This is a genomic window from Neisseria animaloris (genome assembly GCF_900637855.1).
Classification (GTDB): Bacteria; Pseudomonadota; Gammaproteobacteria; order Burkholderiales; family Neisseriaceae; genus Neisseria; species Neisseria animaloris.
On the sequence record NZ_LR134440.1, the window covers coordinates 1660814 to 1677934 of the forward strand.

The window sequence follows — 17121 nt, forward strand, 5'->3', positions numbered from 1 at the left end:
TTTTTATTTGATTCGTTGGTAACGTCCGCCCGGCATTGCTGACACAATGCCTTCAAGCTCAAGCTCCAGCAGTTGTGCGTATATATCGGCGGCAGGCAGGTTTAATGATTGTGCCAAACTGTCGGGGTGGACAGGGTCATACCCCATTGCGGCCAAAAACGGCTGTTCAGACGGCCTGTCCGTTGGCTGCGGTATAGTTTGGAACGGTACTGCTTTTTCCTCTTGTTGTGTTTCTGCCTTTTGTGTCCTGTGTACAGGATATGGAGGCAGGGGGGATTTTTGCAACAGTTGCGGACATTCCTGCAAAATGTCGTCCAAGCATTCGACCAACTTCGCACCTTCTTTAATCAGCTTATGGCAGCCTTTGCTGTGCGGGTTGTCGATCGAGCCGGGAACGGCCATCACTTCGCGGCCCATTTCGGCAGCCAATTTGGCAGTAATCAACGAACCTGATTCAGGTGCGGCTTCTACCACTAAAGTAGCTTGCGAGAGAGCAGCGATAATGCGGTTGCGGCGTGGGAAGTTGCCTGCCAGCGGGCGGGTATCTAAAGGAAACTCGCTCACAATCAAGCCGGTTTCGGCGATTCGATAGGCCAGCTCTTTATTCGATGGCGGATAAATGCGGTCTATTCCGGTTCCCCATACGGCAACGGTGCCGCATTTGCTCTGTAGCGCACCCTGATGGGCGGCAGAGTCAATGCCGGCAGCCATTCCCGAAACCACTACAATACCGTTTTCCCCCATAGCGTGTGCGAAATCTTTTGCGATACGCATGGCTTGAGGAGTGGCATGGCGGCTGCCTACTATGGCGACTGAAGGTTGATGCAGCAATTCGGTGCGCCCGCGTAAAAACAATAATGGCGGCGGCGTAATGCCTTCAGTCAACATAATAGGAAAATCGCTGTCGCATAGTAGCATGAGGCGGCAGTTTTGCTGCTGCTCCCATGCAAGAGCTGCTTCCATGGCGGTTTCAGCCTGATGGTTTTTTCCTTCCCACGCAGCCAAAGCCTGTTTGTGGCGAACCAGCTTGGCTACAGTTCCGGCAGGTGCTGCTAGTGCGGCTTGTGCACTGCCGAAGTGTTGAATTAGTGCCAAAAAGCTTTCAGCACCGATGTATGGCGTAAGCGCAAGCCGTATCCAAGCGGATCGTTCTGAATCATTCATGGCAAATCCCCGTAGTGTCTTAAATGTGAAGTAAGACTATTTATTTTTAATCGGCATTTAATAATGTTCGTGATATTTTGTTTATATATAATTCTATCTATTTTGTAATTCTTTGTTAATACATTTCAAGAAATATTTACGAAAAGAATCTTTTGTAATTAATTGTCTTATGACGTAAGCAATTAAAAAAGCACACCGTTAAGGTGTGCTTTTTAAAATATCCTTTTTTAATAAAGATTAATGTTGCTTTTTATGTTGTATTCATTATGCTCGGTGTCGTGTGAATCTTGTGGCGCATTTTTCACATGGCGGGCATCATCGGGCATATTGTCTAAGTCTTGGCCGGGCTCAGAAGCGACATCACCAACGGTAATATTGGTCAGGCTTTCTAAAATGATGGCTGACGCAAGGTGTTCGCTGGTACGGTATACCATGGCTAAACCTGCTTCTTCCGAAGGGATAGAAACGTATTTCACCACGCTGCGGTTACCTTTTTTGCCTTCTTCCAAATCTACTTTAATCTGACGACCGCGTTTGTAGAGGCTTAATACGGTACCTTTGTCTAAACCGTCGGCTTCACCTTTGTTTAAGGTAATGGTTTGGAATTGTCCCGCTTCGCTTACGCCATCGAAAATGGACACTACTTTCGCATCAATATGGCGGCTGGGTGCATGAGGCATCATATGGAAGCTGTTGCCTTCATCTTTCATTTTCAGCAAAAAGTCGCCTTTGCGGATTTCGGAAACCGTTTCTTCCACTACCATCGGCTGAGCTGTTTGCGTAGGTATTTTTACAAAAGGATTCAGGCGGGTATAGTATTCGTTGTCTTTCAGGTATTGGGCATCTTTTTCGCTACGGGCATCCAATGCACTGTTGGTGTAGGGCAAAGTGCTTACAATGCCGCTGAACACGACTTCTTGGCCTAAATATTTTTTGGTTTCAGGATCCAAAATGTCTTTGCGTGCACGGTAAACGAGGTAGCGGCCCGGCTCGGTAATACCGTAGGCGTATACCCGATCACCTTTGTTGTACAGCATCCGGTTGTCGGGACCGTCAATCAATTTAGGTGCATTTTGGGTTTGCTGTTGCGGAATAACCTGTGGATGTTGCATAAACATGCGGTAGAAGTTGACATTAATGGTTTGAATGCCGTACCCAGATGACACTTCGCGTACGCGAGGAGTCAGTTTGATGACCGGAATACCGCCGTTATCGGCAGCGTTGTTTTCAAATCCCAGTTGAGGCTGTCCGTTGACGTATCGTAATACCAACACTTGGCCTGGATAAATCATGTGGGGATTGCGTATCGCATTGCGATTTGCCCCCCATAAGCGGCTCCATTGCCACGGGCTGTAAAGGTATTTGCCGGATATGCCCCATAATGTATCCCCCTGTTTTACAACATAACGCGTAGGAGCGTTGGGGCGGATTTTAAGCTCGGCAGCAACGGTTTGGGCGGAAATTGCCAAACCAACGGCACAAAGCAGGGTTATAATATGTTTTTGCATGATCGTTCCCCTTGAAATCGAATCAATTTAGCGTTAATTAACGGTTGAGCTTCAAGTTAACGAAATTAGCTTTGAGCTCTTCATATATCCTAAAAAATAACTACATTATTTTACCATTGAATGTTGCTACCATCATAGCATTAAACACACATAACAGTTATTACCGAGACAATTTTATGGCTTTATTGAATATTCTCCAGTATCCCGACGAGCGTTTGCATACCGTTGCTAAACCTGTTGCAGAAATTGACGAACGTATCCGGACGTTGGTTGCCGATATGTTTGAAACCATGTATGAAGCTCGCGGCATCGGCCTTGCCGCCACGCAGGTTAATGTGCATGAGCGGGTTGTGGTAATGGACTTGTCGGAAGAACAAAATGAGCCTCGCGTGTTCATTAATCCCATCATTACCCATAAAGATGGACAAACTACTTATGAAGAAGGCTGCCTGTCGGTACCGGGTATTTACGATACGGTAACCCGTGCCGAGAGAGTTACGGTGGAAGCCCTTGATGAAAAAGGTGAAAAGTTCACTTTGGAGGCTGATGGGTTGCTGGCGATCTGTATTCAGCATGAACTGGATCATTTGGCAGGCAAAGTATTTGTGGAATATTTGTCCACATTGAAGCAAAACCGCATCAAAACTAAATTGAAGAAGCGTGCCAAGCACAATCTGTAATTTTTCAGACAGCCTATTGTATTGATATGAAAGTTATTTTTGCAGGAACCCCCGATTTTGCAGCTTCTGCATTGGAAGCTATTGCCGCTGCCGGATTTGAAATTCCGCTGGTGTTAACTCAGCCCGACCGTCCGAAAGGGCGTGGAATGCAGCTTCAGGCCAGCCCAGTAAAGCAGGCGGCGCAAGCGTTGGGGCTGACTGTTGCCCAACCGCCTTCGTTACGGCACGAAGAAGCACAGGCATTGTTGCGCGAACAGCATGCAGACGTGATGGTCGTGGCTGCCTATGGGCTGATTCTGCCTGAGGCCGTCTTAAATATTCCGCGCTACGGCTGTTTGAATATCCATGCTTCTTTACTCCCGCGCTGGCGCGGTGCGGCTCCCATTCAGCGTGCGATTGAGGCAGGCGACGCAGAAACCGGTGTGTGTATCATGCAAATGGATGCCGGATTGGACACGGGAGGTGTGGTTAGTGAGCATCGTTATGTGATTCAGGAAACGGATACGGCTCAAAATGTGCATGATGCATTGGCCGAATTGGGAGCGAGAGCGATTGTTGCTGATTTACAACAATTTCAACAGAGGGGCCGTCTGAAAAGCGTACCACAGCCTGAAAATGGCGTAACTTATGCACAAAAATTAAGCAAAGAAGAGGCAAGAATCAATTGGAGCGAATCTGCCGAAACCATCGAACGCAAAATTCGTGCTTTCAATCCCGTTCCGGTAGCTTGGACGGAGTATCAAGGCAAACCGATGAAAATCTGGCAAGCGGAAGTGGTATCGCAAAACGGTAAGGCTGGAGAAGTGTTGCTATGTAATTCAGACGGCCTGGTGGTAGCTTGCGGAGAAAAAGCCTTGCGTATTACAGAATTGCAGCCTGCCGGCAGCAAGCGGATGACGGTAGCGGCTTTTGCTGCCGGAAACCGAGTTGAAGAAGGAACTTTTTTATGAGTATGGCGCTGGCGCAAAAGCTTGCGGCGGAAAGCGTTGTCACAGTTGCTGCCGGCCGGAATTTGCAAGACGTATTGGCTGAAATCCGAGACAGGCATCCCGACCTGAGCACGCAGGAAAGCGGTGCGTTGCAAGATATTGCCTATGGTTGCCAGCGTTATGGCGGCAGTTTGCATTTTATACTTGGAAAGATGCTCAATAAACCGATTACCGATCCACAGCTTGAAAGTTTATTGTTGGCAGCGCTCTACCAACTGCATTACACCCGCAATGCACCTCATGCCGTTGTAAACGAAGCGGTAGATGCCATTGCAAAAATAGAGAAGGGGAAATACCGTTCGTTTGCTAATGCTATTTTGCGTCGCTTTTTACGTGAACGTGAAAAATTGGCAGCTTTGTGTAACAAAAATGCAACAGCCAAGCATAATCTTCCTGAATGGTGGATAGATTATCTGCAAAGCCATTATCCAAAACATTGGCACAATATTGCCGCTGTGTTGCAACAACATCCGCCGATGACCCTGCGTGTTAACCGCCGCCGAGGTAATGCTGAAAGTTATTTGGCGGTTTTGAATGCTGTCGGCATTCAGGCCAAGGCATTGGATGATTATGCGGTAACGTTGCTGGAGCCTGTGCCGGTTGGGAAACTGCCCGGTTTTTCAGACGGCCTTGTATCCGTACAAGATTTCGGTGCTCAGCAGGCCGCTTATCTTTTGAATCCGCAAAACGGCGAGAGGATTCTTGATGCTTGCGCAGCGCCCGGCGGAAAAACAGGCCATATTTTAGAGTTGGCCGACTGTCATGTTACGGCATTGGATATTGATGAAACCCGCCTTGCCCGAGTGCAAAGCAACCTTGATCGCTTGGGTTTTCAGACGGCCTCTTTGGGTTGTGCCGACGCGAAAAACTTGGGTGCATGGTATGATGGAAAACCGTTTGATGCCATTTTAGCCGATGTGCCTTGTACGGCTTCCGGTGTTGTACGGCGAAATCCCGATATCAAATGGTTACGCCGTCTGGGCGATGCAGCCAAAACGGCCCGTCAGCAAGAAGCCCTGTTAGACGCACTCTGGCAGACCCTGACGAAAAACGGCAGGATGCTGTTGGCGACTTGTTCTATTTTTGTGGAAGAAAACGAACAACAATTACAGAAATTTTTAAACCGCCATGTTGATGCCAAATTTTTGGAAACACATGTGCTTTTACCGAATAAACACCAAGATGGCTTTTATTACGCGCTTGTTCAGAAACAGTAGATTGCTACTGTTGCCTATTTTGCTGGCCGTGTCTTTTCAGACGGCCGCAGAAGGCATCAGTGCAACCCGTGCGCAGGCTAAACTCACATCGTCGGGCCAGTTGTCGGTTAGCAGCCGTTTTCAAATTCATTTGCCTGATCAGCTTAAGGAGGTGCTTTCTCAAGGAGTGCCGTTGAATTTCACCTTGAGTTACCAGCTTTCTGCGCCAACGGTGGCTGCGTATCGTTTCAAACTCGGTCAAATTGTCGGCAACGATAATTCTATACAGTATAAATTGTCATATCATCCGTTAACCAACCGTTACCGTGTGGCAGTCGGTACATTTTCTACCGAATATAATTCACTCGAAACGGCTTTGCGCGGTATCGGAGCGATCGCCAATTGGAAAGTATTGAGCAGTGGAATGCTGAGTGGCGTGTCAGCTTCTGAAGCTAAAGCTGAAATCCGTTTGGAGCTAAGTACAGCACAATTACCTAAACCTTTTCAAATCAATGCACTAACTTCAAGAATCTGGCAGCTTGATTCAGGCTGGAAATCTTTAAATATCTTGAAGGAGTAATCCTGATGCGGTCTTTTCTCCTTGTTGCCGGCTTTCTTGCAGTAGTTTTTCTCTATACGCTTACCATTGCGACTGGTTATACCAGCAGCTTGGGTGATTATTTTTGGTGGATTATTGCAGCATGTGCCGTATTAATCGGCTTATTGTTGGCGGTATTGTTGCGTTATCTATGGCTTTTGCTGCGCGACAGCCGTCGCCGGATTTTCGGTTCGCAAATTGCCCGCCGTTTGGCTGGAATGTTCACATTAGTTGCGGTTCTGCCGGGATTGTTTCTTTTCGGTGTGTCGGCGCAGTTTATTTCCAATAGTATTAACTCTTGGTTTGGAAACGATACACACGAGGCGCTTGAGCGCGGTTTGAATCTGAGTAAATCCGCTTTGAATCTGGCTTTGGACAATACAGTACGAAATGCCGCGCCGATTCAAGTAGATTTGATTAGTACCGCATCTTTAGGCAACAGTCTGCATAAAACTTTAACATCTTCCCCGAATGCTAAAGAGTTCACTCAGCTTGCCATTTATGATCTTAATAGTAAAAGAAGCGATATCGTACGTAATCCGCGCAAACTGCCTCCGCCAGTGTTGGATGATGCCACCCGGGAAGTGCTTGAGCAATCAGGGTCTGCCCGCGATATAGAAAATCTGAACAATATTCTCTATGCGCAAGGTTGGTTGATGTTGGATAGTCGGCAAAACCAACGCCGTGCGCTGTTTTTCAGGCAACCTATTCCTGAAAATGTAGCAAAAGATGCTACGCTGATCGAAGCGGCGCGCGCCAAATATGCAGAATTAAGTTACGCCAAACAAGGCTTGCAGACATTCTTCTTGGTTACATTGTTGGTGGCAACGCTGTTGGCAATCATGCTGGCATTGGTAATGGCTTTATATTTTGCACGTCGTTTTGTTGAACCGGTTTTATCATTGGCAGAGGGAGCCCGTGCCGTAGCACAAGGCGATTTTTCGCAAAAGCGTCCGATTTTCCGTAATGATGAGTTTGGCCGGTTGACTCATCTGTTTAATCATATGACCGAACAACTCGGCATCGCACAAGCTGCATCTGAGCGAAACCGTCAGCAGCAGGAAGCGGCGCGTCATTATTTAGAGTGTGTGCTGGAAAGTTTGACTACCGGCGTGATTACTTTGGACGATACAGGCCGTCTGAAAACTTATAATAAGAGTGCCGAGCGTATTTTGGGTATTTCCCTGGAAAATCTGATTGGCACCAATTGTTATGATTGGCCAAAGCAGGAACCACAGCAAGCGGTATTGGCTGAAACTTTTGCGGCAATTGTGGATACGGCGTCGGCCGACAAACCTGTTCAGCTCAGCTATGCGGCTCCTGACGATGCCCGTATTCTGCTGGCAAAAGCTACGTTATTACCTGATGATAACGATAATGGGATTGTGATGGTGTTTGACGACATTACCGCATTGGTACGCGCCCAAAAAGAAGCCGCGTGGGGGGAGGTGGCTAAGCGGTTGGCACATGAAATTCGTAATCCGCTCACCCCTATCCAACTTTCTGCTGAAAGACTGGCATGGAAATTGCATGATAAACTCGCCGAGCAAGATGCTAAGATTTTAACCCGTTCTACCGATACAATTATCAAACAGGTTGCTGCGTTGAAAGAAATGGTAGAGGCTTTCCGAAATTATGCTCGCGCTCCTTCGCTTAAATTGGAACGGCATGATTTGAACAAAATTGTCGAAGAAGTTTTGCTGTTATATGAGGCCAGTAAGTGTACATTTACCGCCGATTTGAGTAATATACCCATTTTCATCGCTGCCGATACTACTGCCATGAGGCAGGTATTGCATAATATATTCAAAAATGCATCAGAAGCAGCGGAAGATGCACCTTCACCACATGTTCAAGTGAATACGCGGCAGTCTGATGACGGGCAGGCCGTCTTAATCGTTAGCAATAACGGTAAAAGTTTCAGCAAAGAAATGCTGCATCACGCATTCGAGCCCTATGTAACCGACAAACCTACGGGTACAGGTTTAGGCTTGCCGGTGGTGAAAAAAATCATTGAAGAGCACGGCGGCCGGATTAGTTTGAGCAATCCTGCGGAAGGCGGTGCGTGTGTCAGAATAGTCTTACCCGAACTGGTAGAAGCTTATGCGCAGTAGTGACATTTTAATCGTAGATGATGAAGTTGGTATCCGTGATTTATTATCGGAAATCCTTCAAGATGAAGGCTATACAGTAACACTTGCCGAGAATGCGGAAGAAGCCCGCCAACTCCGCCATCAAACACGCCCTGCAATGGTGCTTCTTGATATATGGATGCCTGATTGCGACGGTATTACCCTTTTGAAAGAATGGGCTAAAAATGGTCAGCTCAACATGCCTGTGGTAATGATGAGCGGGCATGCCAGTATTGATACTGCGGTCGAAGCTACTAAAATCGGTGCATTAGACTTTTTGGAAAAACCGATTGCATTACAGAAACTTTTAAGTACAGTTGACCGTGCTTTAAAATACGGTGAAATGCAGGCGGCTTCAGGTTTATCGCTTGATAAATTGGGTAATAGCCCTTCTATTCAAGAGCTTAACCGCACATTGGAAGCGGCCGTTAAGCAAAGTAAGCCTGTTTTATTAAGTGGTGAGCCCGGTTCCCCATTTGAATTAGTAGCCCGTTATTTCCATAAAAACGGTACTCCTTGGGTGGAACCGAGTAAGACCGAGCATATTGTCGATATTCCTATTGAGTTGTTGCAGAAGGCTACAGGCGGTATTTTGTATTTAGGTGATATTGCACAATATAGCAAAAGTATCCAACAAGGTATTGCTTTTTTATTAAGTAAAGCTGAACGTAATAATGTACGTATTGTATGCTCCACTAGTCGTCCACAAACTGATCCGGCTGAAAATACCATGCTGGATGCTAAGTTGATTGATTTGCTTTCCGCTTTTACTATTCAAATTCCACCTTTGCGTAGTCAGCCAGATGATATTGTGTTCTTGGTGAATCAAATTCTGACCGAATTGGCTGAAACTCAAAAGATTCCCATGGTAAAATTTAGTACGGCGGCATTGAATATTCTCCGTCAATATGATTGGCCGGGTAATTTGGAACAGTTGCGTGGTGTTGTTAAAAACCTTGCGTTGGTGGCAGAAAACAGTGAAGTGGAAGAACAGACTGTTAATAATATTTTAGGTCAAATGACTCAAATGCCTGTTTCTGAAATGGTCGGAGGCTTCAACTTTAATATGCCATTACGCGAGTTGCGTGAAGAGTTAGAGCGTCGTTACTTTGAATATCATATTGTTCAAGAAAATCACAATATGAGTCGTGTGGCTCAAAAAGTAGGCTTGGAGCGTACACACTTATACCGTAAGCTTAAGCAACTTGGTATCAATTTTTCCCGAAGAGGCGCAGATAAAAATGGGGACGAGTCATCAAGTTAGGTTTGTTAGGCCGTCTGAGAAAGCATTTTCAGACGGCCTTTTTATAATTACTTGAAAGTAATAAAATTAAAAATAAGCTCAAAAAGCAACATATTTTACATGCAAGGCGGTTGTCAATAAAAAATATAACGACCATTAAGGTGAATTATTGTAAAATTGAGTATATGTACTAAAGATTAGTTAAATATTTTAGTATTCATAGGTTGCTTTCGAGTGATCGTGTGTGAGCGAATGTTTCTTACTTTTTACTTTAAGTTTTGATTAATTATATGAAACACAAATTCCGTTATCTTGTTTTATTTGTTAGTACGGCGTTAGCTGCCCAAGCGGCTCAAGCATCAGGCTATCATTTTGGTACGCAATCTGTAGCTGCACAGGGAACAGCAAACTCATCTGCTGCTGAAGCATCAGATGCTTCTACATTGTTTTACAACCCGGCCGGTTTAACGAAATTGGATGGACATGAAATTTCTGCTTCATTAAACCTGGTTTCTCCAAGTGTAAAATACAGTGAAGCTAAAGCTAAATATAACGGCGGTAAAACAGTAGCTAATAGCAGTAATAGTGGCAAGATTGCTGAAAATCTTATTTTTGCTCCTCATCTTTATGGTGCCTATAAAGTTAATGATAATGTAACGGCCGGTTTGGGAGTGTATGTACCGTTTGGTTCAAAGACCGAATATGCAGTCGATTCTGTATTGCGCTATAACTTAAATAAAACCGAACTTACAACTATTGCTGTTGAGCCGGCAATTGCCTTGAAGTTAAATGAAAAACATTCAGTTGCGGTAGGTGCTATTGCACAGTACAGTACCGCAGGATTGCGTAAATATGCGGATTGGGCTGCATCTCTTCGTCCTAGTATGCCTATTGATCCTAATGGTGTCGGTTTAATGGATGGCCATGCCGAAGTAAAGGGGAAGGATTGGGGATATGGTTATCATTTGGCATGGATGTGGGATATCAATGATCGCACTCGTGTAGGTGTCAATTACCGTTCTCGGGTAAAACATAACTTGGAAGGAACGGCGGATTGGACCGCAGATGGTGCTGCCGCAAAACAAATTTATGCGGGACGAATTGGTAAAACCATTGCAGAGGATGGTTTGGGCTATGTTCCCCATGAGAAAGCTAATTTAAAGATTACAACACCAGAGTCTTTATCTTTGCATGCTATGTATCAAGCCTCGCAAAAATGGAATCTTTTCGGTGATGTAACATGGACGCGTCATTCACGCTTCAGTCGAGCAGAGTTGAATTTTGAAAATCCTAAGCATACAGTTAGTGGACAGCTTTCTAATCAAACTGTTATAACGCCTAATTGGCGGGATACTTATAAAGTAGCTTTAGGTGCAGCCTATCAGTATAGTGATCCGTTGCAATTTCGATTTGGCATAGCTTATGATCAATCACCAGTGCGGAATGCTACCGATCGTTTGGTAACTATGCCTGATAACAACCGTATTTGGTATTCTTTAGGCGGTAAATATGATTTTGCTAAAAAGCATAGTATTAATGCCGCTTACAGCTATATTTATGTACAAAATGCCAAAGCAAATGTGCGAGCAAAACCTTCAAATGCCGAAGTTAATACGGTTGATAGCAATGTCTCTTCTTCTGCACGATTCAAAAGCCATGCGCACATTGTAGGGGTGCAGTATAACTACAAATTTTAAAACGAGATTGTTCAGTGAGTTTTATAAATGATGTAGGCCGTCTGAAGTAAATTTCAGACGGCCTGTGAATTTGATGATGAAATTTTTATAGTGTGCATAGATGTTATAGAGCCGAATTGTCTGAAATGGTTTGTGCTATAATTAATAAAATTCGGTTTTGAAAAAGTAAAGGAAAAACGATGTCGCTCTTTATTACAGATGAGTGCATTAACTGTGATGTTTGCGAGCCAGAGTGTCCTAATGATGCCATCTCCCAGGGTGATGAGATTTATGAAATCAATCCTAGTCTGTGTACTCAGTGCGTAGGGCATTATGATGAGCCGCAATGCCAACAAGTGTGTCCAGTAGATTGTATTTTAATAGATGAAGAAAATCCTGAAACTCAAGAGGAGCTGCAAGCTAAGTATGAGCGGATTGTTGCTGGAAAATAAAATCATTTAAAATGATTGTGTTAAAAAAAATACTAAAAAAAATAACAAAAGCAGCTTGACGTATTTTAGAGAACTATCTAAGATTGTATTTCTCTTTTGGAGGGATTCCCGAGCGGCCAAAGGGGGCAGACTGTAAATCTGTTGCGAAAGCTTCGAAGGTTCGAATCCTTCTCCCTCCACCAAATCCAATCTTACTTGGAGCAGAGATTACAGTAAGTATGCGGGTGTAGCTCAATGGTAGAGCAGAAGCCTTCCAAGCTTACGGTGAGGGTTCGATTCCCTTCACCCGCTCCATATGTATAATCCGCCCATGTAGCTCAGGGGTAGAGCACTCCCTTGGTAAGGGAGAGGTCGGCAGTTCAAATCTGCCTATGGGCACCATTTCTATTGATTTTTACCCAAAACTTTAAAGCTTAGGATAGGAAATTGCCATGGCTAAAGAGAAATTCGAGCGGAGCAAGCCGCACGTAAACGTTGGCACCATTGGTCACGTTGACCATGGTAAAACCACTTTGACAGCTGCACTGACAACAATTTTGTCAAAAAAATTCGGTGGTGCGGCCAAAGCTTACGACCAAATTGACAATGCCCCGGAAGAAAAAGCCCGTGGTATTACCATTAACACCTCGCATGTAGAGTACGAAACGGCAACCCGCCACTACGCTCACGTAGACTGTCCGGGGCACGCCGACTACGTTAAAAACATGATTACCGGTGCCGCCCAAATGGATGGTGCTATTCTGGTATGTTCGGCTGCGGACGGTCCTATGCCGCAAACCCGCGAGCATATTCTGTTGGCCCGCCAAGTAGGTGTACCTTATATCATCGTATTCATGAACAAATGTGATATGGTTGATGATGCTGAGTTGCTGGAATTGGTTGAAATGGAAATTCGTGACTTGCTGTCAAGCTACGATTTCCCCGGTGACGATTGCCCGATCGTACAAGGTTCTGCATTGAAAGCGTTGGAAGGCGATGCTGCTTACGAAGAAAAAATCTTCGAATTGGCTGATGCATTGGACAGCTACATTCCGACTCCTGAGCGTGCAGTAGACAAACCGTTCCTGTTGCCGATTGAAGACGTATTCTCGATTTCTGGGCGTGGTACGGTAGTTACCGGTCGTGTAGAGCGCGGTATCATTCATGTAGGTGACGAGATTGAAATCGTTGGTTTGAAAGATACTCAAAAAACCACTTGTACCGGTGTGGAAATGTTCCGCAAACTGCTGGACGAAGGCCAAGCAGGTGATAACGTGGGCGTACTGCTGCGCGGTACTAAGCGCGAAGAAGTTGAGCGTGGTCAAGTATTGGCAAAACCCGGTACCATCACTCCGCACACTAAATTTAAAGCTGAAGTGTATGTGTTGAGTAAAGAAGAAGGTGGTCGTCATACACCGTTCTTTGCAAACTACCGTCCTCAATTCTACTTCCGTACAACTGACGTTACTGGTGCGGTTACACTGGAAGAGGGAGTTGAAATGGTAATGCCTGGTGAGAACGTGGCGATTACTGTTGAATTGATTGCGCCGATTGCGATGGAAGAAGGTCTGCGTTTTGCGATTCGTGAAGGTGGTCGTACGGTAGGTGCCGGTGTGGTGTCTTCTGTTATCGCTTAATATTTAGAGGCCAGTAGCTCAATTGGTAGAGTATCGGTCTCCAAAACCGAGGGTTGGGGGTTCGAGACCCTCCTGGCCTGCCAAATAGTAAAAATTAACCGGCCTAAGGGTCGGTTAATTTTTTATTGTTTATATTTATATAATGTTTTATTCCTTGGAGTGGTTAACTCAAGAAAGTTATACTGAATCAGTATGAAATTTAAAATTTTATATTACTATTTGCTTAATTTCTGATATTGGATAAGAGATGGCTGAGAAATTACCGCAAGATAGAGAAGGCTCTAGTCAGCTTGTGAAATCTGTAAATCAATTAGTTAGTCCAAAAAATGATACTATGCTGCAAGGTGCTGATTTCCTTAAGCTCCTGATTGTTGTGTTGTTAATTGCCAGTAGTATTTGGGTTTTTTATACTATGCAAGATATACCTGTATATCTACGAACATTGTTTCCAATTGTAGGTATTATTTTAGGATTATTAATAGTTTTTTATTGGTGTCATTTTGGGCGTCAGTTGGTTAGATATGTGCGTGATTCTGTGACCGAGTTTAAAAAGGTTGTTTGGCCGCCTAAAAATGATGCAATTCGTATGACTATTTTTGTTGTTATTTTTGTGACTGTTTTATCTATGTTTATTTATGCGACAGATAGTCTGATATCGTGGTTATTTTTTGATTTGCTATTAAAGAGGGGATAAAAATGTCTAGACGTTGGTATGTTGTACAGGCTTATTCCGGCTTTGAAAAAAATGTTCAAAAGACTTTGAAAGAACGTATTGCCCGTGAAAATATGGATGATTATTTTGGGCAAATCTTGGTGCCTGTGGAAGAAGTGGTTGATATAAAAAATGGAAAAAAAACAATTAGTGAGCGTAAGTTTTTTCCAGGTTATGTGTTAGTTGAAATGGAAATGACAGATGATTCTTGGCATTTGGTGAAAAGTACACCTCGTGTGTCAGGATTTATTGGGGGTACTGCTAATAAGCCTATGCCTATATCTCAAAAAGAGGTTGATACCATATTGCAACAAGTTCAATCGGGGGGAGAGAAGCCTAAGCCGAAAGTTGAATTTGAAGTAGGGCAACAAGTTCGAGTAAATGAAGGCCCATTTGCTGACTTTAATGGAATTGTTGAAGAAGTCAATTATGAGCGTAATAAATTACGTGTTTCCGTGCAGATTTTTGGGCGAGAAACACCTGTTGAGCTGGAGTTTAACCAAGTAGAAAAGATTTAATAAAATTGAACTGCTGTTTAGGTTGTTAAATTTTATTGAAAAAATATTTAATAGAATCTATAATAAAAAATTAACTTTTATGTTTTATGTGTGGGGAGCGATTTTCGCGTTATACCCATTGATTTAGGAGCTTTATAAAGTGGCAAAAAAAATTGTAGGCTATATTAAACTGCAAATTCCTGCAGGAAAAGCCAACCCTTCTCCTCCAGTTGGTCCTGCCTTGGGTCAACGTGGCTTGAATATTATGGAATTTTGTAAAGCATTCAATGCCGCAACGCAGGGCATGGAGCCGGGATTGCCAATTCCTGTGGTAATCACTGCTTTTGCGGATAAGTCATTCACTTTTGTGATGAAGACGCCCCCCGCTTCCATATTGTTGAAAAAGGCTGCTGGCTTACAAAAAGGCAGTTCAAATCCTTTGACTAATAAAGTAGGTAAGATTACTCGGGCTCAATTGGAAGAGATCGCAAAAACCAAAGAACCTGATTTGACTGCTGCGGATTTAGATGCGGCTGTTCGTACTATTGCAGGTAGCGCCCGTTCTATGGGTTTGGATGTGGAGGGTGTGTAATGGCTAAATTATCTAAGCGTTTAAGTGCTTTACGTAGTGCTGTTGAGGCTAATAAACTGTATGTAATTGATGAAGCAATCGCGTTAGTTAAAAAATCCGCTACTGCTAAATTTGATGAGTCTGTAGACGTTTCGTTTAATTTGGGTGTTGATCCTCGTAAATCTGATCAAGTTATTCGTGGTTCTGTAGTTCTTCCTAAGGGGACTGGTAAAACTACTCGTGTTGCTGTATTTGCACAAGGAGTCAATGCTGAGGCGGCGAAAGCGGCTGGAGCTGATGTGGTAGGTTTTGAAGATCTGTCCGATGAAGTTAAAAAAGGTAATCTGAATTTTGATGTAGTTATTGCATCTCCAGATGCTATGCGAATTGTGGGACAATTGGGTACGATCTTAGGTCCTCGCGGTCTAATGCCGAATCCTAAAGTAGGCACGGTTACACCTAATGTTGCGGAAGCAGTAAAAAATGCTAAGGCTGGCCAAGTTCAATACCGTACAGATAAAGCAGGTATTGTTCATGCTACTATTGGTCGTGCTTCATTTGCTGAGGCTGATTTGCGTGAAAACTTTAATGCATTATTGGATGCTATTGTTAAAGCTAAGCCTGCTGCTGCAAAAGGTCAATATCTGAGAAAAGTAGCTGTATCTAGTACTATGGGCTTAGGTGTTCGTGTTGATACATCAAGTGTAAACAGTTAAATAGATAAATAGAATTTTCAGACAGCCTGTAAAGTTAATATGCTTTGTAGACTGTTTGGATTTGGGCTACTTATTGTTAAGTAGATGTCCAAGACCGTAGGGATCGTAAGATTTAATAGTTATACCCTACGCAGACGGTAGTCCTGAATTGAATAGCAAGATTGCTTGTTAAATGTCTTTTTAGGTTGCCGCGCTGGTGGAATACATTTTTTGTATTTCTTTATTAAACAGTAGGAGGTAGACCTTGAGTCTCAATATTGAAACCAAGAAGGCTGCTGTAGAAGAGATTAGTAATGCCATTGCTAATGCTCAAACTATGGTTGTTGCCGAATATCGCGGTATCAGTGTTGCTAGTATGACTGAGCTGAGAGCTAATGCTCGTAAAGAAGGCGTATATCTGCGTATTCTGAAGAATACATTAGCTCGTCGTGCAGTTGAAGGCACTTCGTTTGCTGCATTGGCAGACCAAATGACAGGTCCGTTAATATATGCAGCATCTGAAGATCCTGTTGCAGCAGCAAAAGTACTGCATCAATTTTCTAAAAAAGATGAAAAAATTGTTCTGAAAGCGGGTTCTTATAATGGCGATCTGTTAAATGTTGCCCAAGTCTCTGAACTTGCTTCCATTCCAAGCCAGGAAGAACTGCTTGCGAAGTTGTTAGGTGTCATGCAAGCGCCTGCTTCAGGCTTTGCTCGTGCATTGGCAGCTTTGGCAGAAAAGAAAAGCGCAGAAGAAGCTGCATAAAACTGTTGAACAATTTATATTCATTTAATTATTAAATATATCAATTTTAGGAGTTTAAATAGCATGGCTATTACTAAAGAAGACATTTTAGAAGCGGTTGCTGGTTTGACCGTTATGGAATTGAATGAGCTGGTTAAAGCTTTTGAAGAAAAATTTGGTGTTTCTGCTGCTGCTCTTGCTGTTGCCGGCGGTGCTGCTGCCGGTGCTGCTACTGCCGCTGAAGAGAAAACTGAATTTGATGTAATTTTGGCTTCTGCCGGTGATCAAAAAGTAGGTGTAATTAAAGTGGTTCGCGCTATTACCGGTTTAGGATTGAAAGAAGCTAAAGATATGGTTGACGGAGCGCCTAAAACTCTTAAAGAAGGTGTTTCTAAGGCTGAAGCCGAAGATATCCAAAAACAATTGGAAGAAGCTGGCGCTAAAGTCGAAATTAAATAATTTTATTCTGTTGTTAAAGGCTGGCAGTTCACTGCCAGCCTTGTTTTGCTTTTTTATGATTAAAAATAGTTTATTTACATTTAATTACATTTGTAAATTAAAATTTAGTTAATAAATGTAAGTGAGTAATTTTTAAGTAGCACTAGATATATGAAGAGATTTAGTTCATCTGTGCGCAATTATTCTAA

15 protein-coding genes, 4 tRNA genes and 3 pseudogenes are annotated in these 17121 nt (G+C 43.7%); 19 read left to right on the top strand and 3 right to left on the bottom strand.

Features of this window, described 5'->3' with window-relative positions; translation table 11 throughout:
* Positions 1-3: 3 nt before the first annotated feature.
* From EL216_RS11510 to EL216_RS07770, 3 genes and pseudogenes are all read right to left on the bottom strand, one after another.
* Positions 4-156 (bottom strand): annotated as a pseudogene (locus tag EL216_RS11510) (DprA-like winged helix domain-containing protein); the annotation flags it as partial.
* Between the two features lie 119 nt (positions 157-275).
* Positions 276-1164, bottom strand: a pseudogene (gene dprA / locus EL216_RS07765) (DNA-processing protein DprA); the annotation flags it as partial.
* A gap of 227 nt (positions 1165-1391) precedes the next feature.
* Positions 1392-2672 (bottom strand): LysM peptidoglycan-binding domain-containing protein, encoded by a 1281-nt coding sequence (locus tag EL216_RS07770; RefSeq protein WP_085390758.1) that lies wholly within the window; start codon positions 2670-2672, stop codon positions 1392-1394.
* A gap of 176 nt (positions 2673-2848) precedes the next feature.
* Between EL216_RS07770 and def the strand changes: the two genes are divergently transcribed.
* From def to rplL, 19 genes and pseudogenes are all read left to right on the top strand, one after another.
* Positions 2849-3352 (top strand): peptide deformylase, encoded by a 504-nt coding sequence (gene def / locus EL216_RS07775; protein ID WP_085390760.1) that lies wholly within the window; start codon positions 2849-2851, stop codon positions 3350-3352.
* 26 nt (positions 3353-3378) lie between these two features.
* Positions 3379-4302, top strand: a complete 924-nt coding sequence (gene fmt / locus EL216_RS07780; RefSeq protein ID WP_085390761.1) for a methionyl-tRNA formyltransferase — start codon at positions 3379-3381, stop codon at positions 4300-4302.
* Positions 4299-5558: a 16S rRNA (cytosine(967)-C(5))-methyltransferase RsmB gene (gene rsmB, locus EL216_RS07785; RefSeq protein ID WP_085390763.1), complete on the top strand. Its 1260-nt coding sequence runs from the start codon at positions 4299-4301 to the stop codon at positions 5556-5558. Before fmt ends, rsmB begins: the two co-directional genes overlap by 4 nt.
* The gene (locus tag EL216_RS07790) at positions 5524-6117 is read left to right on the top strand and encodes a DUF4390 domain-containing protein (protein WP_085390765.1); all 594 of its coding nucleotides are present in this window, start codon (positions 5524-5526) and stop codon (positions 6115-6117) included. The genes rsmB and EL216_RS07790 overlap by 35 nt, the downstream gene beginning before the upstream one ends.
* Positions 6118-6122: 5 nt before the next feature.
* Positions 6123-8249, top strand: coding sequence for a sensor histidine kinase (locus tag EL216_RS07795; protein ID WP_085390767.1), 2127 nt, complete (start codon positions 6123-6125; stop codon positions 8247-8249).
* Entirely contained in the window at positions 8239-9531 is a 1293-nt protein-coding gene (locus EL216_RS07800; RefSeq protein ID WP_085390769.1) for a sigma-54-dependent transcriptional regulator, read from the top strand. The genes EL216_RS07795 and EL216_RS07800 overlap by 11 nt, the downstream gene beginning before the upstream one ends.
* A 269-nt stretch (positions 9532-9800) precedes the next feature.
* Positions 9801-11207, top strand: coding sequence for an OmpP1/FadL family transporter (locus EL216_RS07805; protein WP_085390771.1), 1407 nt, complete (start codon positions 9801-9803; stop codon positions 11205-11207).
* A gap of 179 nt (positions 11208-11386) precedes the next feature.
* Entirely contained in the window at positions 11387-11638 is a 252-nt protein-coding gene (locus EL216_RS07810; protein WP_085390773.1) for a YfhL family 4Fe-4S dicluster ferredoxin, read from the top strand.
* Positions 11639-11736: 98 nt separating this feature from the next.
* A tRNA-Tyr gene (locus EL216_RS07815) sits at positions 11737-11820 on the top strand.
* 38 nt (positions 11821-11858) lie between these two features.
* Positions 11859-11932: transfer RNA gene (locus EL216_RS07820), tRNA-Gly, on the top strand.
* A 12-nt stretch (positions 11933-11944) separates the two neighbouring features.
* Positions 11945-12019, top strand: a tRNA-Thr gene (locus tag EL216_RS07825).
* 50 nt (positions 12020-12069) lie between these two features.
* Positions 12070-13254, top strand: coding sequence for an elongation factor Tu (gene tuf, locus EL216_RS07830; RefSeq protein ID WP_085390775.1), 1185 nt, complete (start codon positions 12070-12072; stop codon positions 13252-13254).
* Positions 13255-13261: 7 nt separating this feature from the next.
* Positions 13262-13337: transfer RNA gene (locus tag EL216_RS07835), tRNA-Trp, on the top strand.
* Positions 13338-13786: 449 nt separating this feature from the next.
* Positions 13787-13948: pseudogene (secE, locus tag EL216_RS11325) on the top strand (preprotein translocase subunit SecE); the annotation flags it as partial.
* A gap of 2 nt (positions 13949-13950) precedes the next feature.
* On the top strand, positions 13951-14484 hold the full coding sequence (gene nusG / locus EL216_RS07845; protein ID WP_085390777.1) for a transcription termination/antitermination protein NusG: 534 nt from the start codon (positions 13951-13953) through the stop codon (positions 14482-14484).
* Between the two features lie 139 nt (positions 14485-14623).
* Positions 14624-15055: a 50S ribosomal protein L11 gene (gene rplK / locus EL216_RS07850; protein WP_085390779.1), complete on the top strand. Its 432-nt coding sequence runs from the start codon at positions 14624-14626 to the stop codon at positions 15053-15055.
* Positions 15055-15750, top strand: a complete 696-nt coding sequence (gene rplA, locus EL216_RS07855) for a 50S ribosomal protein L1 (RefSeq protein WP_085390781.1) — start codon at positions 15055-15057, stop codon at positions 15748-15750. The genes rplK and rplA overlap by 1 nt, the downstream gene beginning before the upstream one ends.
* Positions 15751-15994: 244 nt before the next feature.
* The gene (rplJ, locus tag EL216_RS07860; protein WP_085390782.1) at positions 15995-16495 is read left to right on the top strand and encodes a 50S ribosomal protein L10; all 501 of its coding nucleotides are present in this window, start codon (positions 15995-15997) and stop codon (positions 16493-16495) included.
* Between the two features lie 63 nt (positions 16496-16558).
* On the top strand, positions 16559-16933 hold the full coding sequence (rplL, locus tag EL216_RS07865; RefSeq protein ID WP_085390783.1) for a 50S ribosomal protein L7/L12: 375 nt from the start codon (positions 16559-16561) through the stop codon (positions 16931-16933).
* The last annotated feature ends 188 nt before the right edge of the window (positions 16934-17121 follow it).